Annotated in this window: 25 protein-coding genes and 1 other annotated feature; of the genes, 15 read left to right on the forward strand and 10 right to left on the reverse strand. The window is 52.9% G+C overall.

Going from position 1 to position 25,407, the window contains the following annotated elements:
* Positions 1 to 49 precede the first annotated feature (49 nt).
* On the reverse strand, positions 50 to 1,096 hold the full coding sequence (gene sohB / locus U0026_RS13050; protein ID WP_062774632.1) for a protease SohB: 1,047 nt from the start codon (positions 1,094 to 1,096) through the stop codon (positions 50 to 52).
* 253 nt (positions 1,097 to 1,349) lie between these two features.
* On the opposite strand from sohB, the gene U0026_RS13055 reads away from it, so the two are divergent.
* Positions 1,350 to 2,111 (forward strand): YciK family oxidoreductase, encoded by a 762-nt coding sequence (locus U0026_RS13055; protein ID WP_062774633.1) that lies wholly within the window; start codon positions 1,350 to 1,352, stop codon positions 2,109 to 2,111.
* Complete coding sequence (gene cobO, locus U0026_RS13060) at positions 2,108 to 2,698, forward strand: cob(I)yrinic acid a,c-diamide adenosyltransferase (RefSeq protein ID WP_062774635.1); 591 nt, start codon at positions 2,108 to 2,110, stop codon at positions 2,696 to 2,698. Before U0026_RS13055 ends, cobO begins: the two co-directional genes overlap by 4 nt.
* On the opposite strand, the gene U0026_RS13065 is transcribed toward cobO, so the two are convergent.
* The 6 genes from U0026_RS13065 to rnm form a co-directional block, all read right to left on the reverse strand.
* Entirely contained in the window at positions 2,670 to 3,632 is a 963-nt protein-coding gene (locus tag U0026_RS13065) for a helix-turn-helix transcriptional regulator (protein WP_062774637.1), read from the reverse strand. The two genes, cobO and U0026_RS13065, sit on opposite strands and share 29 nt — an antisense overlap.
* 23 nt (positions 3,633 to 3,655) lie before the next feature.
* Complete coding sequence (locus U0026_RS13070; protein ID WP_062774638.1) at positions 3,656 to 6,007, reverse strand: beta-glucosidase; 2,352 nt, start codon at positions 6,005 to 6,007, stop codon at positions 3,656 to 3,658.
* Between the two features lie 17 nt (positions 6,008 to 6,024).
* Positions 6,025 to 7,386 (reverse strand): MFS transporter, encoded by a 1,362-nt coding sequence (locus U0026_RS13075; protein WP_062774639.1) that lies wholly within the window; start codon positions 7,384 to 7,386, stop codon positions 6,025 to 6,027.
* A gap of 183 nt (positions 7,387 to 7,569) precedes the next feature.
* Complete coding sequence (gene rluB / locus U0026_RS13080) at positions 7,570 to 8,475, reverse strand: 23S rRNA pseudouridine(2605) synthase RluB (protein WP_062774641.1); 906 nt, start codon at positions 8,473 to 8,475, stop codon at positions 7,570 to 7,572.
* A gap of 293 nt (positions 8,476 to 8,768) precedes the next feature.
* Positions 8,769 to 9,389 carry an L-threonylcarbamoyladenylate synthase gene (locus tag U0026_RS13085; RefSeq protein WP_062774643.1) on the reverse strand — a complete coding sequence of 207 codons (621 nt, stop codon included), beginning with the start codon at positions 9,387 to 9,389 and terminating at the stop codon, positions 8,769 to 8,771.
* Positions 9,386 to 10,291, reverse strand: a complete 906-nt coding sequence (gene rnm, locus U0026_RS13090) for an RNase RNM (protein ID WP_164717401.1) — start codon at positions 10,289 to 10,291, stop codon at positions 9,386 to 9,388. The genes U0026_RS13085 and rnm overlap by 4 nt, the downstream gene beginning before the upstream one ends.
* Positions 10,292 to 10,433: 142 nt before the next feature.
* Positions 10,434 to 10,526, forward strand: a sequence feature (Trp leader region).
* A gap of 35 nt (positions 10,527 to 10,561) precedes the next feature.
* On the opposite strand from rnm, the gene U0026_RS13095 reads away from it, so the two are divergent.
* From U0026_RS13095 to trpA, 5 genes are read left to right on the forward strand one after another with little or no spacing between them, the layout of a single operon-like run.
* Positions 10,562 to 12,124 carry an anthranilate synthase component 1 gene (locus U0026_RS13095; protein ID WP_062774646.1) on the forward strand — a complete coding sequence of 521 codons (1,563 nt, stop codon included), beginning with the start codon at positions 10,562 to 10,564 and terminating at the stop codon, positions 12,122 to 12,124.
* Complete coding sequence (gene trpD, locus U0026_RS13100) at positions 12,124 to 13,719, forward strand: bifunctional anthranilate synthase glutamate amidotransferase component TrpG/anthranilate phosphoribosyltransferase TrpD (RefSeq protein WP_062774648.1); 1,596 nt, start codon at positions 12,124 to 12,126, stop codon at positions 13,717 to 13,719. The genes U0026_RS13095 and trpD overlap by 1 nt, the downstream gene beginning before the upstream one ends.
* A 3-nt stretch (positions 13,720 to 13,722) precedes the next feature.
* Positions 13,723 to 15,081 (forward strand): bifunctional indole-3-glycerol-phosphate synthase TrpC/phosphoribosylanthranilate isomerase TrpF, encoded by a 1,359-nt coding sequence (gene trpCF / locus U0026_RS13105; RefSeq protein ID WP_062774650.1) that lies wholly within the window; start codon positions 13,723 to 13,725, stop codon positions 15,079 to 15,081.
* A gap of 9 nt (positions 15,082 to 15,090) precedes the next feature.
* A complete protein-coding gene (gene trpB, locus U0026_RS13110) occupies positions 15,091 to 16,284 on the forward strand; it encodes a tryptophan synthase subunit beta (protein WP_062774651.1) in 1,194 nt (397 codons plus the stop codon).
* Entirely contained in the window at positions 16,284 to 17,093 is an 810-nt protein-coding gene (trpA, locus tag U0026_RS13115; protein WP_062774653.1) for a tryptophan synthase subunit alpha, read from the forward strand. The genes trpB and trpA overlap by 1 nt, the downstream gene beginning before the upstream one ends.
* 31 nt (positions 17,094 to 17,124) lie before the next feature.
* Here the strand turns inward: trpA and U0026_RS13120 are convergent, their stop codons facing one another.
* Positions 17,125 to 17,580: a MarR family winged helix-turn-helix transcriptional regulator gene (locus U0026_RS13120; protein ID WP_062774655.1), complete on the reverse strand. Its 456-nt coding sequence runs from the start codon at positions 17,578 to 17,580 to the stop codon at positions 17,125 to 17,127.
* 75 nt (positions 17,581 to 17,655) lie between these two features.
* Between U0026_RS13120 and U0026_RS13125 the strand changes: the two genes are divergently transcribed.
* The gene (locus tag U0026_RS13125; protein WP_062774657.1) at positions 17,656 to 18,603 is read left to right on the forward strand and encodes a quinone oxidoreductase family protein; all 948 of its coding nucleotides are present in this window, start codon (positions 17,656 to 17,658) and stop codon (positions 18,601 to 18,603) included.
* A 341-nt stretch (positions 18,604 to 18,944) separates the two neighbouring features.
* Positions 18,945 to 19,481 (forward strand): phospholipase D family nuclease, encoded by a 537-nt coding sequence (locus U0026_RS13130; protein WP_062774659.1) that lies wholly within the window; start codon positions 18,945 to 18,947, stop codon positions 19,479 to 19,481.
* 67 nt (positions 19,482 to 19,548) lie between these two features.
* On the opposite strand, the gene ompW is transcribed toward U0026_RS13130, so the two are convergent.
* Entirely contained in the window at positions 19,549 to 20,184 is a 636-nt protein-coding gene (ompW, locus tag U0026_RS13135) for an outer membrane protein OmpW (RefSeq protein WP_062774661.1), read from the reverse strand.
* A 388-nt stretch (positions 20,185 to 20,572) separates the two neighbouring features.
* Here ompW and U0026_RS13140 point away from each other — a divergent pair, with 388 nt between their 5' ends.
* Genes U0026_RS13140 through yciA form a run of 3 tightly spaced genes read left to right on the forward strand, consistent with a single transcriptional unit; the run spans position 20,573 to position 22,317 of the window.
* Positions 20,573 to 21,316 (forward strand): YciC family protein, encoded by a 744-nt coding sequence (locus U0026_RS13140; RefSeq protein WP_062774663.1) that lies wholly within the window; start codon positions 20,573 to 20,575, stop codon positions 21,314 to 21,316.
* A gap of 47 nt (positions 21,317 to 21,363) precedes the next feature.
* On the forward strand, positions 21,364 to 21,903 hold the full coding sequence (locus tag U0026_RS13145) for a septation protein A (protein ID WP_062774665.1): 540 nt from the start codon (positions 21,364 to 21,366) through the stop codon (positions 21,901 to 21,903).
* Between the two features lie 15 nt (positions 21,904 to 21,918).
* Positions 21,919 to 22,317: an acyl-CoA thioester hydrolase YciA gene (yciA, locus tag U0026_RS13150; protein ID WP_062774667.1), complete on the forward strand. Its 399-nt coding sequence runs from the start codon at positions 21,919 to 21,921 to the stop codon at positions 22,315 to 22,317.
* A 32-nt stretch (positions 22,318 to 22,349) separates the two neighbouring features.
* On the opposite strand, the gene U0026_RS13155 is transcribed toward yciA, so the two are convergent.
* Positions 22,350 to 22,886: a YniB family protein gene (locus U0026_RS13155; RefSeq protein WP_062774668.1), complete on the reverse strand. Its 537-nt coding sequence runs from the start codon at positions 22,884 to 22,886 to the stop codon at positions 22,350 to 22,352.
* Positions 22,887 to 23,019: 133 nt separating this feature from the next.
* Between U0026_RS13155 and hxpB the strand changes: the two genes are divergently transcribed.
* The 3 genes from hxpB to U0026_RS13170 all read left to right on the forward strand — a co-directional run bounded on the left by hxpB (position 23,020) and on the right by U0026_RS13170 (position 25,284).
* Positions 23,020 to 23,688, forward strand: coding sequence for a hexitol phosphatase HxpB (gene hxpB / locus U0026_RS13160; RefSeq protein WP_062774670.1), 669 nt, complete (start codon positions 23,020 to 23,022; stop codon positions 23,686 to 23,688).
* Between the two features lie 154 nt (positions 23,689 to 23,842).
* The gene (gene kduD / locus U0026_RS13165) at positions 23,843 to 24,604 is read left to right on the forward strand and encodes a 2-dehydro-3-deoxy-D-gluconate 5-dehydrogenase KduD (protein WP_062774672.1); all 762 of its coding nucleotides are present in this window, start codon (positions 23,843 to 23,845) and stop codon (positions 24,602 to 24,604) included.
* A gap of 89 nt (positions 24,605 to 24,693) precedes the next feature.
* Positions 24,694 to 25,284, forward strand: a complete 591-nt coding sequence (locus U0026_RS13170) for a metal-dependent hydrolase (RefSeq protein WP_062774673.1) — start codon at positions 24,694 to 24,696, stop codon at positions 25,282 to 25,284.
* The last annotated feature ends 123 nt before the right edge of the window (positions 25,285 to 25,407 follow it).

Here is a 25,407-nt window from a genome sequence, read left to right on the forward strand (position 1 = left end):
CCGGTTAACTCTCGTTACCGGGCATTGTTATTGATGGCGGTTCGTTTCTTTACAGCAAAGGTTTTTGCCCACGCTGCCACCAGCGCATCATAAGACGGTCAGCACTTTCCGCGGCGCTACCGGTAAAGCGGTCCATCATTTTCTTACGCTGCATATAGCGCACGCTAATCACATCCCGGTCATCCATCAGCCCCAGCAGTAGTTCATCACTGGTGCCTACTTCATCAACCAGACCTTTTTCTTGTGCCTGAGAACCGTACCAGTGTTCACCGGTAGCCACCTGGTCAATATCCAGCGTCGGGCGCATTTCTTTGACAAAGTCTTTAAACAGCAGATGAGTTTCGTTCAGCTCTTCGCGGAATTTTTGACGCCCTTCCTCTGTGTTCTCCCCCAGTAAGGTCAAGGTACGTTTGTACTGCCCTGCCGTGTGCAGCTCGACGTCGATGTCTTTATTCTTAAGGAAGCGGTTAAGGTTTGGGATCTGCGCCACAACACCGATAGAGCCTAAAATAGCAAATGGGGCAGCAACAATCTTGTTCGCCACACAGGCCATCATATATCCGCCACTGGCCGCGACTTTATCAACCGCTACCGTCAGAGGGATCTTTTTCTCACGGATACGCTGTAGCTGAGAAGCGGCCAGGCCGTAACCATGCACCACACCACCAGGGCTCTCCAGACGCACGACCACCTGATCCTGCGCAGTAGCCACCGTGAGCACGGCGGTTATCTCTTCACGCAACGAGGCGACCTCGTGTGCATCCATACTGCCTTTAAAATCAATGACCCACACGCGGGGTTTATTCGCCGAAGCCATTTCACCGTGCTTCGCCTTTGCTTTCGCCGCTTTGGCGTCCAGCTTCAATTTCTTCTTTTGCGCTTTATGCCAGAGTTTTTGCTGCGGCCCATCAAGGAGGGCGACCGCTAAATCTTCCTGCATCTCTTTGTGCTGCTCGCTAAGATTGGTGATTCGCAACTCACCGCGCTGCCGCTTGCGCTGAGTCAGATTAACGATGAGTACCGCAATAACGGCAATGGCGACGACAACAGTGACGATTTTCGCCAGAAACAGACCATATTGAAAAAGTAATTCCACACATCCACCTTGTACAAAAATCACAAAATCTGTCGCTCAGTGTACAACACCAAACCCGGTACGTCTTGATTGCAGTATCAGGCCACGAGGCGGCTTCCAGTTTACTTTTTTGCTGATGAAATCATTGCAAATTGTTAATTATTCGTTGTCTCTCCTGCTCGCTGATTGAAATAGCGCGAATATTCAGGCATAAAGCCCAAACGCCCTGAAAAGTACATAAAATATGGCATTTCTTATGCCAACAGGAGTCACCGTGCACTATCAACCTCAACTTGACTTGTTGCAGAACCGTATCATTCTGGTGACCGGTGCCAGCGATGGTATTGGTCGCGAGGCCGCTTTGACCTATTCTCGTCACGGCGCCAGCGTCATTTTGCTCGGCCGCAATGACGATAAACTTCGTGCCGTCGCGCAGGAAATTGACCACGCAGGTGGAATTCCCGCCCGCTGGTATACATTAGATCTGCTCACCTGTACGCCACAATCCTGCCAGCAGATTGCTCAACAAATTCGCCTGGACTACCCGCGCCTCGATGGTGTTCTGCACAATGCCGGGTTATTAGGCGACGTCGTATCGATGATGGAGCAGGATCCAGACGTCTGGCAGCAGGTGATGCAGGTTAATGTCAACGGCACCTTTATGCTGACCCAAGCGCTGCTGCCGCTGCTGCTGCAATCCGAATCCGCATCGTTAATTTTCACCTCCTCAAGCGTTGGCCGTGAGGGCCGGGCTAACTGGGGCGCCTATGCGGTATCAAAATTTGCCACTGAAGGCATGATGCAGGTACTGGCTGAAGAGTATAAGAGCCAGCATTTGCGCGTAAACTGCATTAACCCAGGCGGTACGCGCACCGGCATGCGCGCCAGTGCCTTCCCCACAGAAGACCCGCAAAAACTTAAAACTCCCGCCGATATTATGCCGCTGTATTTGTGGCTAATGGGCGATGATAGCCGCCGTAAAACCGGTATGACTTTTGATGCCCAGCCCGGGCGCAAACCAGGAATTGCCCAATGAGTGATGAACGTTATCGTGAGCGCCAGCAGCGCGTAAAAGAGCGCGTTGCCGCCCGTGTCGCCGCAGCCCAGGACACCCGAGGAATTGTGATTGTGTTTACTGGCAACGGTAAAGGCAAAACCACCGCCGCGTTCGGCACCGCCACCCGCGCGGTAGGCCACGGTCATAACGTCGGCGTTATCCAGTTTATTAAAGGTACCTGGCCCAACGGCGAGCGCAATTTGCTGGAGCCGCTGGGCGTCGAATTTCAGGTGATGGCGACCGGTTTTACCTGGGATACTCAAAACCGTGAAAGCGATACCCAGGCGTGCCTGGCGGTGTGGGAACATGCCAAACGCATGCTGGCAGACGAAACGCTCGATATGGTGCTGCTCGACGAGCTGACCTATATGGTGGCCTACGATTATTTACCGCTTGAAGAGGTGTTAACGGCGCTGAAAAACCGTCCAGAGCACCAGACGGTCATCATCACCGGGCGCGGCTGTCACCGGGATATCCTTGACTATGCCGATACGGTCAGCGAACTGCGTCCGGTAAAGCATGCGTTCGAAGCCGGAATTAAGGCGCAGATTGGTATTGATTATTAAGCGTTAGTTTTTTGAGGAGTGTGGCGTTGAGCGGCAGACACAAACAGTCCTCGCCCAGTGCCAGCTCGCTTTCAATCACGTTTTGACGTGAGATAAAGCGCTTACGGTACTCGGTCGGCGTCAGCCCGCAGTACTTATTAAACGCGGCTATCAGATATTTATGTTCCTGAAAGCCGCAGCTGTGGCTGATGTCGGTAATCGGCGTGCGCGTATCACGTAGTAAGGTGCGCGCTTTATTGAGCCGAACCAGCGTTAAGTACTCTTTAAAATTGTGCCGACTCACCTTTTTAAACAATCGCGAAAACCATGAGTAACTCATCCCGGTATGGCTGGCGACGTCACTGAGGGTCAGCGGCTGATCAAAATTCTGGTTAATAAAATCGATGCCTTTTTTGATCATTGCCTCTTCGCGCAACGAATTTTCGGCACGCCATGTCGGCTGTCCGGCACTGACTAGCGCATCCAGCAAGAGATAGATGGCGGCAATACGCTGAAACGGTGCGCGGTTGTCAATAATCTGCTCCAGTAGCACCGTGAGGCGTTGCCAGACCTGATCTTCACCCTCAACCTGTAACCCAGAGTGAGTTTGCCAGGTTAACGACGGTGCCGGATGCAGTTCATCAAATAACCCCGGTGAAAACTGCACCGTTAACAGTTGGCTGCCCGGCTCTTGTGCATTCAGCGAGTGAACCTCCTCGGCGTTGATATAAAGCATTTCCCCACATGATAGTTCAACACTTTGCTGGCCCACCGCGAGAGAAAAACGCCCCATCAGCACCGTAATCAACTCCGGTGCAGGGTGCCAGTGAGGCTCGCAGTAGCGAACCTCAGCGGCAAACACGTTCAGCTTCTGGGCATCAAAAGCAATCAGCTCATAGCCGCCAGTGACCGATGGTGGCACCGACCGTGGATGAGTCACTGAAAAAGGAAACACACGTCATCTCCTGTCGTTTATCATTATTGACGTCCCGCCAGCACCGCATTAAGTTCATCGCGCTCAATGTCCAGCGCCAGAAATTCAGTCAGCGCAATCAGCAAGCCGCAGAACAGATCGGGCGCCAGGCGAATCAATTTCTCACGCACCTGCTCTGCCGGTCGCTGGCTTTTCGCTGCAATCAATTCCACCACCCGGGCGAATGCCTCCGGCTGCTGAATCAGTTGTTGCAGCGAATTATCATCCCGCAACGGGACGTATCGGACCGGGCAATCAACGGTAATGTCCACGCGCAACGGCAGGTCGCGAGAGGAGCTGCCAATATGCATTTTCCAGGTCCCCGGTGTCACCACCCAATCTGCCAGCCCTGGATGATAACAAGCCAGTTCGGCTATCGGCAGTTGCAGGCTAACCCGGCGGGTTTCACCGGCCGCCAGCGCCACCTTGGTGAAAGCTTTAAGCGCACGAACTTCACGAATCAATTCACCGTCCGGCGTACTAACGTACAGTTGGACAATCTCTTTCCCATCCCGGCGACCGGTATTAGTCAGATCAAACGATAGCGTGAGCGTTTCGTCCTCTCTAAGGCGGTCTGCTGAAATGGCCAAGTCTGAATAGGTAAATTGCGTATAGCTTAAGCCAAAACCGAACGGAAATTGCGGCGTCAAACGACGTTTATCATAATAGCGATAGCCTACAAACAGCCCTTCACCATAATGATGACGCAAATTCTCACCCGGGTAGTTCAGCCAGGCAGGCGTCTCTTCGAGCGTATTGGGCACCGTAACCGTGAGTTTGCCGCAAGGGTTACGTTTACCAAACAGAATCTCAGCCACCGCACGCGCCATGCCCTGCCCGGCAAAAAAGGTTTCCAGCAGAGCGTTACATTCACTCAGCCACGGCATCACGACAGCATCACTGTTGGCTAAGACCACAATCACATTCGGCTGTACCGCAGCCACTTCGCGAATCAGACGTTCATGTACCGCCAGGATATTAAGATCCTGACGATCGCCATTTTCACCGTCTTCCCCTACGGCGGTACTGACAAAGATAACGGCAACATCGGCCTCTTGTGCCACAGCACGCGCTTCAGCCAGCGCGTGCTCATCACAGCGAAGATCGTCGGGCGCGCCCACCGCCCAGGTCACGTTAAAGTCATCACCGGCAAGGTCGAATATTTCATCAAGCGGGCGGTCAAGGAGATACGGCACCGTTGTGGCACACCCCGAACCCTGAATCACCGGTTCTTGCGCAGGTTTGCCCAATACGGCAATCCGCCGGTTCTTTTCCGGACGTAGCGGCAGAAGATCCTCTTCATTTTTAAGCAATACGATAGACTCGGCGGCCAGTTGCTGGGCAAGCATATGATGCGCCGGGAAATCGGCCTGTGTCTGCGGGCGACGATGGCGCTGAACTTTATCCAGCAGTTCCAGCATACGATGACAAGCGCGGTCGACGACATCCATCGATACCTCCCCAGCCTCAATGGCGGCGAGTAACGTCAGCTTATCGCGTCGGGTTTCCGGCATGGCCAGATCGTTACCGGCCATCAATGATGCGGGGCGATCTTTAATGCCATACCAGTCGGACATCACCAGCCCATCGTAACCCCACTCCTCTCTTAGCACCTGCGTCAGCAAGAAAGGATCCTGCGACGTTTGCACACCGTTTAGCCGGTTATAAGAAGACATCACCGTCCACGGCTGCGATTTCTTAATTGCCCGGTGAAAACCGGCCAGATAGATTTCGCGCAGCGCGCGCTCTTCAATAATTGAGTCCATTTCGGTGCGGCGGTACTCAGAGTTATTCGCCGCGAAGTGCTTCAGACTGGCGCCAACGCCTTCATCCTGTAAACCGTTGATCAGCGCGGCGGCAATATCTCCGCTCACCACCGGATCCTCGGCGTAATACTCATAGCCACGTCCTGCCAGTGGTGTGCGGCGAATATTAATCCCCGGCCCCAGCAGGATGCCCACGCCCATATGCTGACATTCACGGCCTAGCGCCTGCCCCATTTGATACACCAGCTCGGTGTCCCAGCTACAGGCAAGGCTTGAACCATTCGGGAAACAGGTCGCCGGAAGCGAGGTGCTGAACAGCGCTTCACTGCCCCCTTTCGCCGCTGGTTCCTCGGCGCTCGCCTGGTCTGCCGTTTGCGTAATCACCGAAATGAAGTCATCCATACTCCACTTCTCACTACCGTCAATTTGCGCACTGCTGTAGCGAACTCCATAGGTGCCGTCTGTCATAACAATATCGGTAATGCCATGTTGAGGCAGGCTCGCCGTCCGCCACAGGCCGCTGCCGGTCAACAGAGCCACTTTTTCTTCAGCGTTCATCGCGCTAATAATGCGGTTAAAATCACGATTCATATCTCGACTCCCTGAGGTTAGTGCGCGTTTTGTTTACGCAGGCTGATTTTTTGCACAATATCGCGGTAGGTTTTTTCATCCAGCGAATAGGCTGCGATGAAAATAGCGCTGATAGCAAACATCGCGCCGGGGAATAACGTCATCAGAATATTGATACCGCTCAGCGCACTGGCGCTAATGTCACCAGCATCATAGTGGTAGTAATCCAGCATCCAACCCGCACAACCGCCGCCAATAGCCATCGCCAGTTTGGTAATGAAATTAAAGAAGCCGTAAATCGCACCTTCTGTACGCACCCCATGATGCCATTCAGCATATTCCACCGTATCGGCAATCATCGACCACATAGCCACAAATCCCATCCCTAGCGTAATACTGAACAGACACACGCCGCTCATCACCAGCCAGATATTATCGCCAGCAATAAAGTACTGCATTAATACGCCCAGCACGCCAATCAATAGGGCCACCAGCGCCATTTTCTTCTTGCCCATCAAGGCAATGATTTTCCCTGAAATCACGGTACCGAAAATATAGGCCGCCGATTGAATCATGAAGAATGTCGCGGTAAACCCTTCATTGCCGATAATGTATTTAATGAAGTAAATCGCAATGGCCATCCACACGGTGTAAGCAATATAGAAAAAGACGGTGAACAGCGACAAATTAATCAGCGGCGCATTCCCCATTACCGCACGCAACATTTCACGCAATGTCGGTGCGGGCGTATCCTCTTCTTCACCCACGCGTTCTTTCGTCATACCAAAGCAGGCAAGAAACAGGAAGGTCGCCAGCAATGCAAAGCAGGAAACGGCAAAAACGTAGCCCATCTGCTTATCGTTAAACGGTGAAATAAGTAAATCTGCGGTAGTTGAAACGATAAGATAGCCGACAATCGCCAGGACAAATCGATAAACGGAAAGCGATGAACGTGAGGCTTCATGCTGCGTCAGGCGGTTAGTTAATGCTGAATATGGCGTATTCACTGCCGTATAGGCCAGGCAGTAAATGGTGTATGAGATTAGCGCAAAAAAGAATTTCGCCTCGCCGCCAAAGGGCACAAAACAGAGCACCGTCAGGAAGCCAAGCGGAATAGAACCGTATAATAACCAAGGCCGCAATTTGCCATAACGACTGCGGGTTTTATCAATCGCAAAACCAATCAGGATATTAAAGATAGCATCAATAACACGGGCGATAACAAATATCAAACTAGCCTGCACAGCGCTAATGCCATAAATATTGGTGTAAAAAAACAATAGAAAAAGAGAGACAAAACCAAAGGATAAATTAGAGGCTAAATCACCAAAACCATAACCAATTTTTTCTTTAACGCCGATAACCACATAGCTTGCCGAGAGTTTTTTTGTTGTATCCATTTCGGGCTACCTTTTCAGTATCTGTGGCAACAGTATATGGCGTTGGCTAATTTATCACTTTGCGTTATTTGTCTGGGAAATTCCTGTTTTTTGTCTTTATGTGAAAGTGTGAAATAAATCACAGGAGAGAAAGAAGAGAGAGGGAGAGCAGGTTCCGGCGGGTGGCCGCCGGAACCGACGTCGTTACGCTTTACCGCTGTTGCGGGTGCTGGAACGACGATTAGGATTACTTTTCGGGCTGGCGCTCGTGGTGCCATGACGCTTCACGGCACGACGGATCTGGTTCGCCTTCATGCGACGGCGATCTTTTTCCACCGCGACTTTTGATTCAGTTTCGGCTGGCAGTTCAACCAGCTTACGCAGGTAGTTGGTCTGCGCAAGATCAAGCTCGGTATAGCCGCCACGTGGCAGGCCTTTAGGCAGTTGAATGTCGCCATAGCGAACGCGAATCAGACGGCTAACCTGCACGCCTACGGCTTCCCACAGGCGACGAACTTCACGGTTACGGCCTTCGGTCAGGGTCACGTTGTACCACTGGTTGATACCTTCACCGCCGCTGAATTTGATGGTTTTGAACGCCGCAGGGCCATCTTCAAGCTGTACGCCACGAGACAGCTGACGCACTTTATTGTCATCAACTTCGCCAAACACGCGCACTGCGTATTCACGTTCCACTTCACGGCTTGGGTGCATCAGGCGGTTCGCCAGCTCACCATCGGTCGTGAACAACATCAGACCACAGGTGTTAACGTCCAGACGACCCACGGCAATCCAGCGCGCGCCGCGCAGTTTTGGCAGACGGTCAAAGACGGTCGGACGCCCTTCCGGGTCGTTACGGGTACACAACTCACCTTCCGGCTTGTAGTACGCCAGAACGCGACAGATTTGTTCTACGGATTCTTTAACGGAGATGAGATGTCCGTCGATACGAATTTTGAGGCCTGGGATCACTTCAACACGATCGCCCAGCTTGGCGATTTTGCCGTCCACGCTGACGCGGCCCGCTTCAATAATGGTTTCAATTTCACGGCGGGAACCGTGGCCAGCACGCGCCAGCACTTTTTGCAGTTTTTCGCTTTTATCGCTCATCGAGCTTCCTTCAGGTGTCGCCTTCACAGGCGTCTTACAGACTTTATTAGCAACCGCGGGAATGAGTCACCGGGTTGCATAAGCAGGCGGACAGCGACGTTAAACAGCAACGCAGGCTACCCACCCGGAATTGTGACCGCACATAGTACACGAATTTTAGGATAAAAGGGCAGCTTGTTCCTGCCCTTTTATCTTCATCAGAGCGGAGAAGAACATTAAAGGTGCGTAGATTACGCAAGAAAGCCTGCTCAGAAGGGATACCCGACAGGCAAATACCGCCGGGTCATCAGGCATTACAGGAAAGGTTTAACGTCGCCCACGCCTTCGCGAATCACGACTGGCGCGTCATCAGTCAGATCGACAACCGTGGTTGGCTGCTGGCCCAAATAGCCCCCGTGAATAATTAAGTCCACCTGTTTTTCCAGACGGTCTTTAATCTCTTCCGGGTCGGATTCGGTGAACTCACTACCCGGCAGCATCAACGAGGTAGAAAGCATCGGCTCGCCGAGGGTTTCCAGCAGCGCTTGCGCTATCGGGTTAGACGGGACGCGCATACCGATAGTTTTACGTTTTTCTTGCAGCAGACGACGCGGTACGTCTTTGGTGCCTTTCAGAATGAACGTATAGTTGCCCGGCGTGTTGTTTTTGATTAAACGAAATGCCACGTTATCGACGTAAGAATAGGTCGACAACTCCGACAGGTCGCGACACATGAGGGTGAAGTTGTGACCGTCTGGCAGATGACGGATGCGGCAAATTCGCTCCATCGCGCCCTTATCTTCAATTTTACAACCCAGCGCGTAGCCGGAATCGGTCGGATAAACGATAACGCCGCCCTTACGCACAATTTCAACCGCCTGGTTAATCAGACGCGCCTGTGGGTTATCCGGATGGATATAAAAAAACTGACTCATGCTTCCCTCTCAATTGAATTCTGCGGCTGCTCCCAGCGCTGCCAGACTCCCTCGACGCCTGCGGGTAACCACAGTTTACGGCCCAGTTCAATCCACGGGCAGGGTTGATGGAAATCCGACCCTTGAGATCCCATTAAACCGTATTCGCGAGCATAGGTGGCAAGCTGAGTGCGCTCGTGAGGCGCCTGCTGACACTGGGAGACTTCCATCGCGTCGCCGCCGTGTTCACTAAAGTGTGCCAGCAATCTTTTCAGCCACTTGGCGGACAAATTGTACCGCCCCGGATGGGCGATAACAGCAACCCCACCCGAATGATGAATGACATCAATAGCTTCCTTTATTGTACACCACTGTGGCGGAACGTAACCGGTTTTCCCACGTGCGAGATATTTTTTGAAAACATCGCCAATATTGGAAGCCTTACCTTGCTCAACAAGGAAACGCGCGAAGTGACCACGCGTCACCGCCCCGCCATCGGCCATCTTTAGCGCCGCTTCCCACGCACCGGGGATTTGCGCCTTTTCCAGACGCTCGGCGATCATTTGTCCACGCTGCTGACGACGTTCTATCTGCGCGGCCAAAAATGCGGTTAACGCTGGGTTTTCAATATCAATATTGAGCCCGACAATGTGAATCTCGTGGTTCTCCCACTGGGTTGAGATTTCAACCCCGGTAATCAATTGCAACGCCAGACCGGCGCGCGCAATTTCCGCCTGTGCGCGAGGAATGGCATCGACGGTATCGTGATCGGTAATCGCCAGCGTCCTCACGCGCATTTCACCTGCACGGTGTACCAGCTCTTCCGGCGTCAGATGACCATCAGAGGCGACGGTATGGCTGTGAAGATCGTAAATCACTGCGTAATTGGTGTCGCTCAAAACGGCTCCCGTTGGACTGCTCATTATGTTTCGCGGCCTATCATAACGGTATTGCGCTTATTTCTAAAATCAGGGGTTGACTTTGCTTCGCCGAACCAGTTAACTAGTACGCAAGTTCACTTAGTAAAGGTATCTGAAAATGACACGTAAAATCATTGCTTTGCACGGCGGTTGGTGGCGTACTTCCCAGTAGGGCGGAGTCATCACGTCTGCGTTAAGCAAACAGATACCCAGCCCGCCAATGCGCGGGCTTTTTATTAAGCAAAAATAATACAGAATCAGGCGAGAACAACGATGCAAACACAAAAACCCCTGCTCGAGCTTCTGACCAGTGACGCGATTTATCGTGAGAACCCTACCGCGCTATTTCACCAACTGTGTGGCGCGCGCCCGGCGACTCTGCTGCTTGAGTCCGCAGATATTGATAGTAAAAACGATTTAAAAAGCCTGCTGCTGGTCGATAGCGCGTTGCGCATCACCGCGCTGGGCGATACCGTTACCATTCAGGCTCTGTCTGATAACGGCGCGTCATTACTGCCTCTGCTCGACGCTGCGCTGCCTTCCGGCGTTGAAAATAACCGTCAACCGAATTGTCGCGTGCTGCGCTTCCCGGCGGTCAGCAACCTGTTGGATGAAGATGCCCGCCTGTGCTCATTGTCGGTATTTGATGCTTTTCGTCTGATGCAGGAGCTGGTTGTCGTCCCGCAAGATGAACGCGAAGCGATGTTCTTCGGCGGCTTGTTCGCCTACGACCTGGTCGCCGGTTTTGAAGATTTACCGCAGCTTGAAAGCGATAACGCTTGCCCGGATTACTGCTTCTATCTGGCAGAAACGCTGCTGGTGATTGACCATCAGACCAAAAACACTCGTCTTCAGGCAAGCCTGTTCACGCCGTCCGAAACGGAAAAAGAGCGCCTGCTGCAACGTCTTGCTCAGGTTCGTCAGCAGATGAACGAACCGCCGATGGCACTGCCGGTCCGCGAAATTAAAACCATGCGCTGCGAGTGCAATCAGAGCGATGAAGAGTACGGCGATGTGGTGCGCAAGATGCAAAAAGCGATCCGCGCGGGAGAGATTTTCCAGGTGGTACCATCACGTCGCTTCTCCCTGCCCTGCCCGTCACCGCTGGCAGCCTACGACGTGCTGAAAAAGAGCAACCCAAGCCCGTACATGTTCTTTATGCAGGATAACGATTTCACCCTGTTCGGCGCATCACCTGAGAGTTCATTAAAGTACGACGCCACCAACCGTCAGATTGAAATTTACCCCATTGCCGGGACTCGTCCACGCGGTCGCCGCGCTGACGGCACGCTGGACCGCGATCTCGACAGCCGCATTGAACTTGAAATGCGCACCGATCATAAAGAGCTTTCCGAACATCTTATGTTGGTCGATCTCGCACGTAACGACCTCGCCCGCATCTGTACCCCGGGCAGCCGCTACGTCGCTGACCTGACCAAAGTGGATCGTTATTCCTTCGTCATGCACCTCGTCTCCCGCGTGGTGGGCGAGCTGCGTAAAGACCTTGATGTGCTGCACGCTTACCGTGCCTGCATGAACATGGGCACCTTAAGCGGTGCGCCAAAAGTCCGCGCCATGCAGCTTATCGCCGCAGCAGAAGGCAAGCGACGCGGCAGCTACGGCGGCGCAGTGGGCTACTTCACCGCCCATGGCGACCTCGACACCTGCATCGTTATCCGCTCAGCGTTTGTCGAAAACGGCATTGCTACCGTACAGGCTGGCGCTGGCGTGGTGCTGGACTCCGTACCGCAATCTGAAGCCGATGAAACCCGAAATAAAGCCCGTGCCGTTCTGCGCGCCATTGCTACCGCCCATCATGCACAGGAGATTTTCTGATGGCTGACATTCTGCTGCTCGATAATATCGACTCTTTTACTTACAACCTGGCAGATCAGCTGCGTGCAAACGGTCACAACGTGGTGATTTACCGCAACCATGTTCCAGCGCAAACCTTAATCGAGCGTCTGGGCACCATGGCGAACCCGGTGTTGATGCTGTCTCCCGGCCCCGGCGCGCCGTCTGAAGCGGGCTGCATGCCTGAACTGCTGACACGTATGCGCGGCAAGCTGCCGATTATCGGCATCTGTCTCGGTCATCAGGCAATTGTTGAAGCGTATGGCGGTTATGTGGGTCAGGCCGGTGAAATTCTGCACGGTAAAGCATCGAGCATTGAGCATGACGGTCAGGCGATGTTCGACGGTTTGAGCAACCCGCTGCCGGTCGCGCGTTATCACTCTCTGGTGGGCAGCAATATTCCGGCGGGTTTAACCATTAATGCCCATTTTAACGGCATGGTGATGGCCGTTCGTCACGATGCGGATCGCGTTTGTGGCTTCCAGTTCCACCCGGAGTCCATTCTGACCACTCAGGGCGCACGCCTGCTGGAACAAACTCTGGCATGGGCGCTACAGAAACTGGAGCAGAGCAACACCCTGCAACCGATTCTGGAAAAACTCTACCAGGCCCAGACGCTGACTCAGCAAGAAAGCCACCAGCTATTCTCCGCCGTAGTTCGCGGTGAAGTGAAACCTGAACAACTGGCCGCCGCGCTGGTCAGTATGAAAATTCGTGGCGAAAGCCCGAATGAAATTGCTGGCGCCGCCACCGCGCTGCTGGAAAACGCCGCACCGTTCCCGCGTCCGGACTACCCGTTTGCCGATATCGTGGGTACCGGCGGTGATGGCAGCAACAGTATTAATATTTCCACCGCCAGCGCCTTTGTGGCCGCCGCGTGTGGCCTGAAGGTCGCCAAGCACGGGAACCGTAGCGTCTCCAGTAAGTCTGGCTCTTCTGACCTGCTGGCGGCTTTTGGCATCAATCTGGACATGAACGCCGACAAATCGCGCCAGGCGCTGGATGAGCTGAACGTCTGCTTCCTGTTTGCACCGAAGTATCACACCGGTTTCCGCCACGCGATGCCGGTACGTCAGCAGTTGAAAACCCGGACCCTGTTTAATGTGCTGGGGCCGCTGATTAACCCGGCTCACCCGCCACTGGCGCTGATTGGCGTCTACAGCCCTGAACTGGTACTGCCGATTGCTGAAACCCTGCGCGTTCTCGGTTACGAGCGTGCCGCGGTGGTTCACAGCGGTGGCATGGATGAAGTCTCATTACATGCGCCGACCGTTGTGGCTGAGCTGCATAACGGCGAAATTAAGAGCTATCAGTTAACCGCAGATGACTTCGGCCTCACCCCGTACCATCAGGCCGAGCTGGCAGGTGGTACGCCGGAAGAAAACCGTGACATTCTGACGCGCTTACTACAAGGTAAAGGTGAGACTGCGCACGAGTCCGCCGTCGCGGTAAACGTCGCTATGTTGATGCGCCTTTACGGTCACGAAGACCTGAAAGCCAACGTCCAGCAGGTGCTTGATGTACTGCACAGTGGTGCAGCTTACGACCGCGTGACCGCATTAGCGGCAAGAGGATAAAAAATGCAGACCGTATTAGCGAAAATCGTGGCTGACAAGGCAATTTGGGTAGAATCCCGTAAACAACAACAACCGTTAGCCTCGTTCCAGAATGAGGTGCAGCCAAGCCAGCGTCATTTCTACGATGCACTGCGTGGCACCCGCACCGCCTTTATTCTGGAGTGCAAGAAAGCCTCTCCGTCGAAAGGCGTGATCCGTGAGGATTTCGATCCTGCGCATATTGCCAACGTTTATAAACATTACGCCTCGGCCATTTCCGTTCTGACGGATGAAAAGTACTTCCACGGCAGCTTTGATTTCCTGCCGATCGTTAGCCAAATCGCACCACAGCCGATTTTGTGCAAAGACTTTATTATCGACGCTTACCAGATTTATCTGGCGCGTTACTACCAGGCTGATGCCTGCCTGTTGATGCTGTCGGTGCTTGACGACGAGCAGTATCGCCAGCTTGCCGCCGTGGCGCACAGTCTGAGTATGGGCGTGCTGACCGAAGTCAGTAATGAAGAAGAACTCGAACGCGCGATTGCGTTGAAGGCCAGAGTGGTCGGCATTAATAACCGCGACTTGCGCGATCTTTCCATCGATCTTAACCGTACACGCCAGTTAGCACCGCGTTTGGGTCATGAAGTCACGGTAATCAGTGAGTCAGGCATCAACACCAACGCGCAGGTCCGTGAACTGAGCCACTTCGCCAACGGCTTCCTGATTGGCTCGGCGATGATGTCGCATGACGACCTTAATGCTGCCGTTCGCCGCGTGCTGCTGGGCGAGAACAAAGTCTGCGGCTTGACCCGTCCGCAGGATGCACAGGCCGCTTTCGAAGCCGGTGCCATTTATGGTGGTCTGATTTTCGTCCCAACCTCGCCGCGTGCTGTAAGCGTTGAGCAAGCGCAAGAGGTGATTAAGGCCGCGCCGCTCTCCTACGTCGGCGTATTCCGCAACGCGCCGATCGCGGACATTATCGAACGCGTCACGACGCTACAGCTGAGTGCCGTTCAGCTACACGGCGACGAAAGCCAGGCCGATATCGACGCCCTGCGCGCTGTCTTGCCCGCAGAGGTTCAAATCTGGAAAGCGCTGAGCGTGGCGGACACGTTACCCGAACGTCTACTTAACCACGTCGACAAATACGTCTTCGACAATGGTCAGGGCGGTACGGGTCAGCGTTTTGATTGGTCTTTATTACAAGGTCAGGATCTGAGTAACGTGATTCTGGCCGGTGGATTAAGCGCAGATAACTGTGTGATCGCCGCCAAAAGCGGCTGCGCCGGGCTGGATTTCAACTCAGGCGTAGAATTAGAACCCGGCATTAAAGATGCCAGCAAACTGGCCTCGGCATTTCAAACGCTGCGCGCATATTAAGGAGCAATAATGAGCACTTTACTGAACCCCTATTTTGGTGAATTTGGCGGGATGTACGTTCCGCAGATTCTGATGCCTGCCCTGCGCCAGCTGGAAGAAGCTTTTGTCAGCGCGCAGAAAGACCCTGAATTCCAGGCAGAATTTACCGACCTGTTGAAAAACTACGCCGGGCGTCCAACCGCTCTGACCAAATGCCGCAACCTGACGGCGGGCAGCAAAACCACGCTGTACTTAAAGCGTGAAGACCTGCTGCACGGCGGCGCACACAAAACCAACCAGGTATTGGGCCAGGCATTGCTGGCAAAACGGATGGGCAAAACCGAAATCATCGCTGAAACCGGCGCAGGTCAACATGGTGTCGCGTCAGCGCTTGCCTGTGCTCTTCTGGGCTTGAAGTGTCGCATCTATATGGGTGCAAAAGACATTGAACGTCAGTCACCAAACGTATTCCGTATGCGTCTGATGGGCGCGGAAGTGATTGCAGTACACAGCGGCTCCGCTACGCTTAAAGATGCCTGTAACGAGGCACTGCGTGACTGGTCTGGCAGCTATGAAACCGCGCACTACATGCTCGGCACAGCAGCAGGCCCGCACCCGTTCCCAACCATTGTGCGTGAATTCCAGCGCATGATTGGTGAAGAAACCAAAGTGCAGATTCGCGAAAAAGAAGGCCGTCTGCCGGATGCCGTTATCGCCTGCGTCGGCGGGGGTTCCAACGCCATCGGCATGTTCGCCGACTTTATCGAAGAGACCAGCGTCGGCCTGATTGGCGTTGAGCCTGCTGGCCATGGTATTGAAACCGGCGAGCACGGCGCACCGCTCAAACACGGTCGCGTGGGTATCTATTTCGGCATGAAATCGCCGATGATGCAGACCGATGAAGGCCAGATTGAAGAATCTTACTCAATCTCCGCCGGGCTGGACTTCCCGTCCGTTGGACCGCAGCACGCCTTCCTCAACAGCATCGGCCGCGCGGAATACGTGTCGATTACCGATAACGAAGCGCTGGACGCGTTTAAAGAACTCAGCCGCCATGAAGGAATTATCCCGGCGCTGGAATCTTCTCACGCGCTGGCTCACGCACTGAAAATGATCCGTGAAAACCCGGAAAAAGAGCAACTGCTGGTAGTTAACCTCTCCGGTCGCGGCGACAAAGACATCTTTACCGTACATGATATTCTGAAAGCGCGAGGGGAAATCTGATGGAACGCTATGACAACCTGTTTGCAACACTGAAGGCCCGCAAGGAAGGCGCATTCGTTCCCTTCGTGACCCTTGGCGATCCAAACCCTGGCCAATCGCTGAAAATCATCGACACGCTGATTGAAGCCGGAGCCGATGCGCTTGAGCTGGGCATTCCGTTCTCCGATCCATTGGCTGACGGCCCTACCATCCAGAATGCGACCTTGCGCGCTTTTGCCGCGGGCGTGACGCCAACTCAGTGTTTTGAGATGCTGGCGGCGATTCGTCAAAAACACCCGACCATTCCAATTGGCCTGTTGATGTACGCCAACTTGGTCTTCAGCGGCGGGATTGACGAGTTCTATGCGCAGTGTGAGCGCGTAGGCGTGGATTCCGTTCTGGTCGCCGACGTGCCGGTCGAAGAGTCTGCACCGTTCCGCCAGGCAGCATTGCGTCACAATGTGGCACCGATCTTTATCTGCCCACCGAATGCTGATGACGAGTTGCTGCGTCAGATTGCTGAGCACGGGCGTGGCTATACCTATCTGCTGTCCCGCGCAGGCGTTACGGGTACCGAATCACGTGCCGCGCTGCCGCTGCACCATCTGGTGGAGAAACTGGTCGAGTACAACGCCGCGCCGCCGTTACAGGGTTTTGGTATTTCAGCGCCCGATCAGGTTAGCGCTACCATCGAAGCGGGTGCGGCTGGGGCGATTTCTGGTTCAGCGATTGTTAAAATTATCGAACGTAACGTCGAGAACCCACAGGCAATGCTGGACGAGCTTGCAAGCTTTGTGAAGGGCATGAAAGCGGCCACCCTAACCGCATGATGTTAAGGCCGCCTGATACCCGTCAGGCGGCCTATTTTTGTTGCAGGCTGTCAGCGTACTTACGCGTAAGCGTAAACAGCGCCTCCACTTCTTCCGGCGACCATGCCACCAGCACCTGATTCATCAGCTTCTGCCTTGCTATCGCTATCGCATCAAAAATAGCCCGTCCTTGTTCACTTAGCGTCACTTCGCTTATCCGCCTGTCCTGCGCGTTCGGCTGTTTATGCGCCAGTTCTAACGCCTCTAATTTCTTCACCTGTCGGCTGACAGTGGTGTAGTCACGACCGAGGTTATCCGCCAGCTCAACCACCCCTATCGGCCCTCGGCGTCCAATGGCGACCAGTAACGGGAAGAGGATTTGATCCAACTTTACGCCCGCCGCCTGTAACAACTGTTCGTCACGAACAGGTTGGTTCATCACGCCGATGATATCGAGCAGCGCACCGTGGAATTCGGTGATGTCATAATTATTATGTGCGTATTGCATATATTATCCAGCCGAGTATAGTGCCGTTATCTGATATGTGCATTTTACACATAAATACTTTGTGGAGACAGAACAATGAAAGCAGCCGTGGTTTTTGACCTTGCACAAGGACCGGTATGGGCCGACTTTACCGACCCACAACCTAACGAACATCACACGCTGATACAGGTGCGCGCCGCCGCTATCAGCCACGTGGTGAAAAGCCGGGCTTCCGGCAAGCATTACAGCTTTGACGACACCCTACCATTTGGCGTCGGTATCGATGGCATCGGTACGCTACCTGACGGCCAGCGTGTCTACTTCGCCTTCCCTACCGCTCCGTGGGGTAGCATGGCGCAGTATGCGCCCGTCGCGTTGCAACACTGTTTACCACTGCCTGAGGCGTTAGACGATATTACCGCCGCTGCAATGGCAAACCCGGGAATGTCGGCATGGGCAGCGCTAGTTCAACGTGCAGGATTTAAAGCGGGTGAAACGGTGCTGATTAATGGTGCCACTGGTACCGCCGGGCAGTTGGCTATTCAAATTGCACGCCATCTGGGGGCGAAGAAAGTGATAGCCACCGGGCGTAACCCTCAGGTATTGGCATCTCTCGGGGCTGACGCAAGCGTACTGTTAACTGCCGATGATAGAGCACTTAGCGCGCAGTTTGCCGAGCTGGCAAGCCAGCAGATTGACGTGGTGGTGGATTATTTATGGGGACACAGTGCGGAATTACTGCTCCCGGCGCTGGCAAAACACAGCCCAGGGCGCTCACCTGTTCGCTATGTGCAGGTCGGTTCACTGGCTGGCAGTGACATTACTCTCAACAGTGCGATATTGCGCTCCTCGCCGTTGCAGCTGTTGGGCAGCGGAATCGGCAGTCTGAGCTTACAGCAGCTTTTACAGGCGACAGGTGAAATGTTACAGGCAGCCGTGGTAGGCAGATTTACCATCGCCGCCACACCGGTGTCAGTGCAAGAAGTGGCCACAGCATGGCCTTTAGATAACAGTCAGAAAAGAACCGTTTTTCTCATCAAGTAAAAAAAATCGCTTTCACACAAAAGGTGGGGTTGATATCTTAGATGAGAACTATTATCTTTCTCATTACCGAATGGTTGAGTAAATCACTCAGGTATTCGGTACGACATTGCTCACATTGCTTCCAGTATTTTTGCCCGCATATAATGCGGGCTTTTTTTTGGCGCCAACAATAGCTATTGGCGCAAGCGCGCGCTTTCTTATGCAAAACCTCGTCGTCGGGCACGATCAGACCATCATCAATTCATTCTCTCATCGCTACGTGTCAGGGGCCGTTGATGCGAGTATTATCGCTAACCTCAGGAAATAATATGACGTGCTCTTAATCACTTTTCAGGTGTGAAATGAGAAAAGATATACCGACCACCTTAGCTTTTTTGCTGTTGCTTTCCGCCGGTTCCGCTAAAGCCGCGCCCTCAATCGAAGCAGGATTTTCCCCAGAGGGCAGCGCGCAGAAGCTGGTGCTGGAAACCATCAACAGTGCGCATTCTTCTATCCAGATGGTGGCTTATGCATTCCAGGCTAAAGATATTACAAAAGCCCTGGATGCCGCGCAGCAGCGAGGGGTTAGCGTACAGGTCGTCATTGATAAACATCGTAACAGAGGTCACGCCTCTCTGGCTGCAATGCGGGATGTTGTCAGTCATGGTGTAGCATTACGTATCGACGGGCATTATCACATCCAGCATGACAAGATGATGATAGTGGATGGTTCCACTCTTGAGACGGGGTCATTCAATTACGCTAAGTCTGCGGAATATGATAACAGTGAGAACGTCCTGGTTATCAAAAACATGCCAAAAGTAGTGGCGCAATATCAGCAACATTTTGCTTCTCGCTGGGCGATTTCTCAACCGTTTGATCTTAAGGCGCAGGGGTAGCAACTTCCCCTCCTTCCTGTAGGAAAGCGTGCAAGGCGGGCCAAGTCATGGCTCGCCTTGCAATCAATCAGAAGCGGTAACCGGCTGAGAACATAAACACCCACGGATCCAGACGCGTACTCACACTCTGGTTCACGCCACCCGCTTTAAACTTCACGTTGGTGTCGATATCCATGTACCAGACCGACATATTCAGCAGCCAATCACGGTTAATCAAATAATCCAGCCCCACCTGCCCTGCCGCGCCCCAGGAGTCGTCGAGACTCAGATCGGAAAGTCCTGCTTCTTTGCCCGTGTCGTTAAAATCACTGTCAAAGAACGTAGTGTAGTTAATCCCTGCCCCCACATATGGGCGGAATTTGCTTTGCGCGTCACCGAAATACCACTGCGCCATCAGCGTGGGCGGCAGTTGATGAACAGTGGCGATATTGCCGGTTGGCCCTGTACCGACTTTGTGACGGAATGGGCTGGCAGCCAATAGTTCGATACCGATGTTATCGGTCGCCATATAGGTAAAGGTTAAGCCAAGCTGCGTATTGTTGCTGACGTTAAAGCTACCGAGACTTCCCAGAACGTTATCCGACCCTTCGGTTGGACGCACCGTCGCAGAACCCGCGCGAATGAAAAATTCCCCTGCCTCATGCGCCCAGACGCTTCCGGATAAGGTACTTAACGCTAATGCAACCACTGCTAACTTTTTCATATCCACTTCCTCGTTATGGTTTTTCAAACGCGGCAAATATACCTATAACGAGTTACTTTTGATCATCTATAGATCACACAAAGTCATTAGATTTAACCTTTATTGATCTAGATTAATTTTTACGACTTTGTAACATAACGTGATTAATACTCGGATCAATTTTCCGCAATCGAAAAAGAAACTCTTCGTCGGGTAAATATTGAATGATTAATCGGCAATGAAAACAGGCTATGTTCATCTTATGTACACATCACTGTACTGAGTTGCTCATTAAGGCTTCCTCTTTACAAAGATATACTTAGCGGGTGTCTTGCGAAGAGTGCTACGGCCACGAGATTTGCGGTACAATTGCCGACTAATTAACACCTGCAATACTCAAGGAGAGTGCATGTCTATCACGGCGCAGTCTGTATACCGTGACACGGGTAATTTTTTCCGTAATCAGTTTATAACCATCTTACTGATTTCATTGCTCTGTTCATTTATCACGGTGGTGCTCGGCCATGCCTTCTCTCCCAGCGAAGAGCAGCTTGCTACGCTGACGGTCGGCGAGCATCTCACCGGAAGCACCGGTCTGTTTGATTTGGTTCAGAACATGACGCCGGAACAACAGCAGATCTTGTTACAGTCTTCTGCGGCCTCAACGTTTGCTGGGCTGATTGGTAATGCCATTCTGGCGGGCGGTGTGTTGCTGATGATTCAGTTAATTTCCGCCGGGCAACCGGTAAGCGCTTTGCGCGCCATCGGGGCTAGCGTACCGGTGCTGCCAAAGCTGTTACTGCTTATCTTTATCAGCACCTTCCTGATTCAGATGGGCGTGATGCTGATTGTGGTGCCGGGAATTTTGCTGGCTATCGTGCTGGCCTTCGCGCCGGTGATGATGGTGCAGGATAAACTGGGCGTATTCTCTGCCATGCGCAGCAGTACGCGTCTTGGCTGGGCCAATATGCGCCTTATCGCGCCGGCGGTAGTCGGTTGGATGCTGGCAAAAACGCTACTGCTGTTGTTCGCATCCAGCTTTGCCGTGCTCACGCCATACCTGGGTGCCGTGGTGCTCAATACGCTGAGCAACCTGATTTCAGCATTGTTGCTGATTTATTTATTCCGCATGTATATGCTGATTCGTAACTAATCTGATGCTGCCCGCTCGCGGGCAGTGCTGAACGACGGAATCGAAGTATGAAGCAGTTTCTGGATTTTTTACCGCTGGTGGTTTTCTTCGCCTTTTACAAGATTTATGACATCTACACCGCGACTGCCGCGCTGATTGTCGCCACCGCAGTGGTGCTGATTTACAGTTGGGTCCGCTATCGCAAAGTCGAAAAAATGGCGTTGATCACCTTCGTCCTGGTGGCCGTTTTTGGTGGCCTGACCCTGTTCTTCCATAACGATGAATTCATTAAGTGGAAAGTGACCGTTATTTACGGACTGTTCGCCGGTGCCCTGCTGGTCAGCCAGTGGGTGATGAAAAAACCGCTGATCCAGCGGATGCTGGGGAAAGAGTTAACCCTGCCACAAGCGGTCTGGTCAAAACTTAACGTCGCTTGGGCGGTCTTTTTCATCCTCTGTGGGTTAGCAAATATTTATATCGCCTTCTGGTTACCACAAAACATTTGGGTCAACTTTAAGGTGTTCGGTCTGACGGCGCTGACGCTAGCATTTACCGTGCTAAGCGGGGTTTACATCTATCGCCATATGCCACAAGACGACCATAAGTAAGCACAGAGAATAAGAATGACACTACAAAATGACGCTCCTCAGGGTGAGCTGGTATTACGCACATTAGCGATGCCTGCGGATACCAATGCCAACGGCGATATTTTCGGCGGTTGGATCATGTCACAAATGGATATTGGTGGCGCCATTATGGCGAAAGAAGTGGCGCATGGTCGCGTGGTCACCGTAAGGGTTGATGGCATGACATTTTTGCGGCCTGTGGCGGTTGGCGATGTCGTGTGCTGCTACGCGCGCTGCGTAAAACGCGGTAATACGTCGATAACCATCAACATTGAAGTGTGGGTGAAGAAAGTTTCTTCCGAACCGATTGGACAGCGTTATAAAGCGACCGAGGCACTGTTTATCTACGTCGCGGTCGACCCTCAAGGCAAACCGCGCGCCATTCCCACTGCGTAATCACAAGCCCGGCATCGCCGGGCTTGCTGCATTCAGAGGAAACCCAGAACTTTTAATACGAAGTAGCCGACAACAATCACGATAATCGGCAGAACGTAAAGCGGGAAAAACTGAACGAAAATAGTATGGCGCGGCACTTCGATACGCGCTTCCAGTGCTTCACGGCTTAATCCTTCCGTCCCTTTCGCTTTCTCCAGAATCAGCTGATCGTTCACCCCTTCACGTAAGAACTTCGCCTGGCGCGACATACGCGCTCCAGAATCCTGTAACGCTAATGCCACAAAAATCAGCGCAAAGATAACCCAGAACAGGACGTTCAGACTGTTGCTGAAATCTGGCTGCGGTGAGTTGTACCAGAACACATTCAAAAACGGCGTATTGAATCGCATCATTTCGACCATCACATGGACAAAATCCATCATGACAGCATCGATTCCTGGCTGCTTAGCGCTGTGCTCATACATAAATTTAAGCAGTGAAATCAGTGTCGAAATCAGCGCGGGAATAAAAATAATCCACCCGGCAATGCGCTTAAGTATGGCAATGCGTCCAGCTTGTTGATACGTCATGGGTTCCCCTTGTTGAGACGCTTTATTTCGGGACTCAGCCTCAGTCTATCTGCTGATGGCGACTTTCGCCCGACTTTACCTCCGATATGATATACCATTCCCCTGCATTCGTTATCCTAAAGGAGAGGTTGTTATGTCCGCCGAGCGCCAAATACGTGCTGCGATTTTTGATATGGATGGTTTACTGATCGATTCTGAACCGTTGTGGGATCGTGCTGAGCACGAAGTCCTGGGTGAACTGGGCGTCGATTTTAGCCGTCGTCATGAGCTTCCTGATACCCGTGGTTTACGTATCGACCTGGTAGTGGATTTGTGGTTTGGACAGCAGCCGTGGAGCGGTCCTGACCGCGCGACTGTAGTGAAACGCATCATCGCCAGCGTCATCTCACAGGTAGAAGCCACGCATCCGCTGCTACCTGGGGTACGCGAAGCCGTTGCGTTGTGCAAAGCCTCTGGATTAAAAGTGGGCCTCGCCTCTGCCTCACCGCTGTATATGCTCGAAAAAGTGCTCGCCCTATTTGACCTGCGCGACCAGTTTGACGCGCTGGCCTCCGCCGATACGCTGGCGTACAGTAAACCGCACCCGCTGGTGTACCTTAACTGTGCCGCTGAGCTTGGCGTCGACCCGCTGTGCTGCGTGGCGCTGGAAGATTCCGTCAACGGCATGATTGCCAGCAAAGCCGCGCGTATGCGCTCTATTGTCGTTCCGGAAGCGGCAAGCCAACAGGATCCACGTTTTAGTCTGGCTGATGTAAAACTGCTGTCGCTCGAATCCCTAACCCGCGAAAATCTGTGCGGCTAATCGCTCTGCGGGCACGTATTGTGCCCGCAAATGCTAGCCACATCATAAAAATGAAACGCTGTTTTAAAATTATTTGAATTTTTGCTTTCCCCCTTCTATGCTTCGCCCTGTAGGTCATCCATCAAAACGATAAAAACCGTATACAGGGGTCGACATGATTCTGAATGCTTTCAATTTGCAAGGTAAAGTTGCGCTCGTGACCGGGTGTGATAAAGGTCTGGGCCAGGGAATGGCGCTGGGATTAGCGGAGGCGGGTTGTGATATTGTCAGCGTCAGCCGACGCGTGCCGCAGGAAACGGCAGAAAAAGTGAAGGCCCTTGGGCGTCAACTTTTTGCCATACAGGCCGATCTCAGCCGCCATGACAGCATTGCCGATATCGTCCCTGCTGCTGTGAAAGCCGCAGGACGGATTGATATTCTGGTCAATAATGCTGGCACCATTCGTCGCGAAGATGCACTGACCTTTAGCGAAAAAGATTGGGACGAGGTGATGAACCTGAATCTAAAATCGGTCTTTTTCCTCTCTCAGGCAGTAGCGAAACAGTTCCTGGCGCAGGGTGGCGGCGGCAAAATCATTAATATTGCCTCAATGCTCTCTTTCCAGGGCGGTATACGCGTGCCATCCTACACCGCCTCAAAAAGCGGGGTATTAGGCCTCACCCGTTTGTTAGCCAACGAATGGGCCCAGCATAACGTCAACGTTAACGCGATTGCGCCAGGCTATATGGCAACCGATAATACGCAGCAGCTTCGCGAAGACAGCGAACGAAGTAAGGAAATCCTCGACAGAATCCCCGCCGCACGCTGGGGTACCCCCGAAGATCTCAAAGGCCCGGTGGTCTTCCTGGCCTCCCCAGCTTCTGACTACATCAATGGCTATACGGTCGCCGTCGACGGTGGCTGGTTGGCGCGTTAATTTTTTGACAAAGAGTTACACTGTAACCACTTCCGCCTACTGTACAAAAACCCTATACTGTATGAATTTACAGAACAATGGGTTTTATCATGACGGCGGAAGGTCATCTGCTCTTTTCCATCGCCTGCGCGGTGTTTGCTAAAAATGCCGAACTGACCCCTGTGTTAGCACAGGGTGACTGGTGGCACGTCGTGCCGTCGGCCATTTTGACCTGTCTGCTTCCTGACATCGATCATCCCCGCTCGTTTCTCGGTCAGCGGCTAAGCTGGCTGTCAAAACCCATTGCGCGTATGTTTGGCCATCGGGGCTTTACCCACAGTCTGCTGGCGGTGTTCGGCTTGCTTACCGTGTTCTATCTCAAAGTGCCTGAGAGCTGGATTGTCCCCGCCGACGCGCTGCAAGGGATGGTGCTGGGTTATCTGAGCCATATCCTTGCCGATATGCTCACGCCCGCAGGCGTCCCACTACTGTGGCCCTGCCGCTGGCGCTTTCGTTTTCCTATCCTCGCGCCGCGTAAAGGCAACCAGCTCGAACGCGTGCTGTGTATGGCGTTATTCGCTTACGCGGTGTTTATGCCCCAGTCACTGCCAGAAAATAGCGCTGTTCGCTGGTCATCCTCAGTGATTAATATGTTGCAAACCGACTTCAATCGCTTTATCAACCGGCGGGCTGAACAATAATTCGGCACAAATCGCACTTTTGGCATAATCAATTCCATTTGGATATAAGCGTGTTATTCGAGTTCTGTTAACCTTCTCACATCCAGACAAATCTTTACGGATTTGTTCAAAAAAAAGACTCGC

Origin of the sequence: Kluyvera intermedia, assembly GCF_034424175.1 — a bacterium.
Classification (GTDB): Bacteria; Pseudomonadota; Gammaproteobacteria; order Enterobacterales; family Enterobacteriaceae; genus Kluyvera; species Kluyvera intermedia.

Excerpts from the sequence above, each read along its gene's own strand:
- U0026_RS13155 (WP_062774668.1), bottom strand. The coding sequence starts at position 22,886 with ATGACGTATCAACAAGCTGGACGCATTGCCATACTTAAGCGCATTGCC.
- rnm (WP_164717401.1), bottom strand. The coding sequence starts at position 10,291 with ATGAGCAGTCCAACGGGAGCCGTTTTGAGCGACACCAATTACGCAGTG.
- rluB (WP_062774641.1), bottom strand. The coding sequence starts at position 8,475 with ATGAGCGATAAAAGCGAAAAACTGCAAAAAGTGCTGGCGCGTGCTGGC.
- ompW (WP_062774661.1), bottom strand. The coding sequence starts at position 20,184 with ATGAAAAAGTTAGCAGTGGTTGCATTAGCGTTAAGTACCTTATCCGGA.
- trpB (WP_062774651.1), top strand. The coding sequence starts at position 15,091 with ATGAGCACTTTACTGAACCCCTATTTTGGTGAATTTGGCGGGATGTAC.
- U0026_RS13140 (WP_062774663.1), top strand. The coding sequence starts at position 20,573 with ATGTCTATCACGGCGCAGTCTGTATACCGTGACACGGGTAATTTTTTC.
- U0026_RS13095 (WP_062774646.1), top strand. The coding sequence starts at position 10,562 with ATGCAAACACAAAAACCCCTGCTCGAGCTTCTGACCAGTGACGCGATT.
- kduD (WP_062774672.1), top strand. The coding sequence starts at position 23,843 with ATGATTCTGAATGCTTTCAATTTGCAAGGTAAAGTTGCGCTCGTGACC.
- U0026_RS13125 (WP_062774657.1), top strand. The coding sequence starts at position 17,656 with ATGAAAGCAGCCGTGGTTTTTGACCTTGCACAAGGACCGGTATGGGCC.
- trpA (WP_062774653.1), top strand. The coding sequence starts at position 16,284 with ATGGAACGCTATGACAACCTGTTTGCAACACTGAAGGCCCGCAAGGAA.
- hxpB (WP_062774670.1), top strand. The coding sequence starts at position 23,020 with ATGTCCGCCGAGCGCCAAATACGTGCTGCGATTTTTGATATGGATGGT.
- U0026_RS13145 (WP_062774665.1), top strand. The coding sequence starts at position 21,364 with ATGAAGCAGTTTCTGGATTTTTTACCGCTGGTGGTTTTCTTCGCCTTT.
- U0026_RS13120 (WP_062774655.1), bottom strand. The coding sequence starts at position 17,580 with ATGCAATACGCACATAATAATTATGACATCACCGAATTCCACGGTGCG.
- U0026_RS13170 (WP_062774673.1), top strand. The coding sequence starts at position 24,694 with ATGACGGCGGAAGGTCATCTGCTCTTTTCCATCGCCTGCGCGGTGTTT.
- U0026_RS13085 (WP_062774643.1), bottom strand. The coding sequence starts at position 9,389 with ATGAGTCAGTTTTTTTATATCCATCCGGATAACCCACAGGCGCGTCTG.
- U0026_RS13070 (WP_062774638.1), bottom strand. The coding sequence starts at position 6,007 with ATGAATCGTGATTTTAACCGCATTATTAGCGCGATGAACGCTGAAGAA.
- U0026_RS13075 (WP_062774639.1), bottom strand. The coding sequence starts at position 7,386 with ATGGATACAACAAAAAAACTCTCGGCAAGCTATGTGGTTATCGGCGTT.
- U0026_RS13130 (WP_062774659.1), top strand. The coding sequence starts at position 18,945 with ATGAGAAAAGATATACCGACCACCTTAGCTTTTTTGCTGTTGCTTTCC.
- cobO (WP_062774635.1), top strand. The coding sequence starts at position 2,108 with ATGAGTGATGAACGTTATCGTGAGCGCCAGCAGCGCGTAAAAGAGCGC.
- yciA (WP_062774667.1), top strand. The coding sequence starts at position 21,919 with ATGACACTACAAAATGACGCTCCTCAGGGTGAGCTGGTATTACGCACA.
- trpD (WP_062774648.1), top strand. The coding sequence starts at position 12,124 with ATGGCTGACATTCTGCTGCTCGATAATATCGACTCTTTTACTTACAAC.
- trpCF (WP_062774650.1), top strand. The coding sequence starts at position 13,723 with ATGCAGACCGTATTAGCGAAAATCGTGGCTGACAAGGCAATTTGGGTA.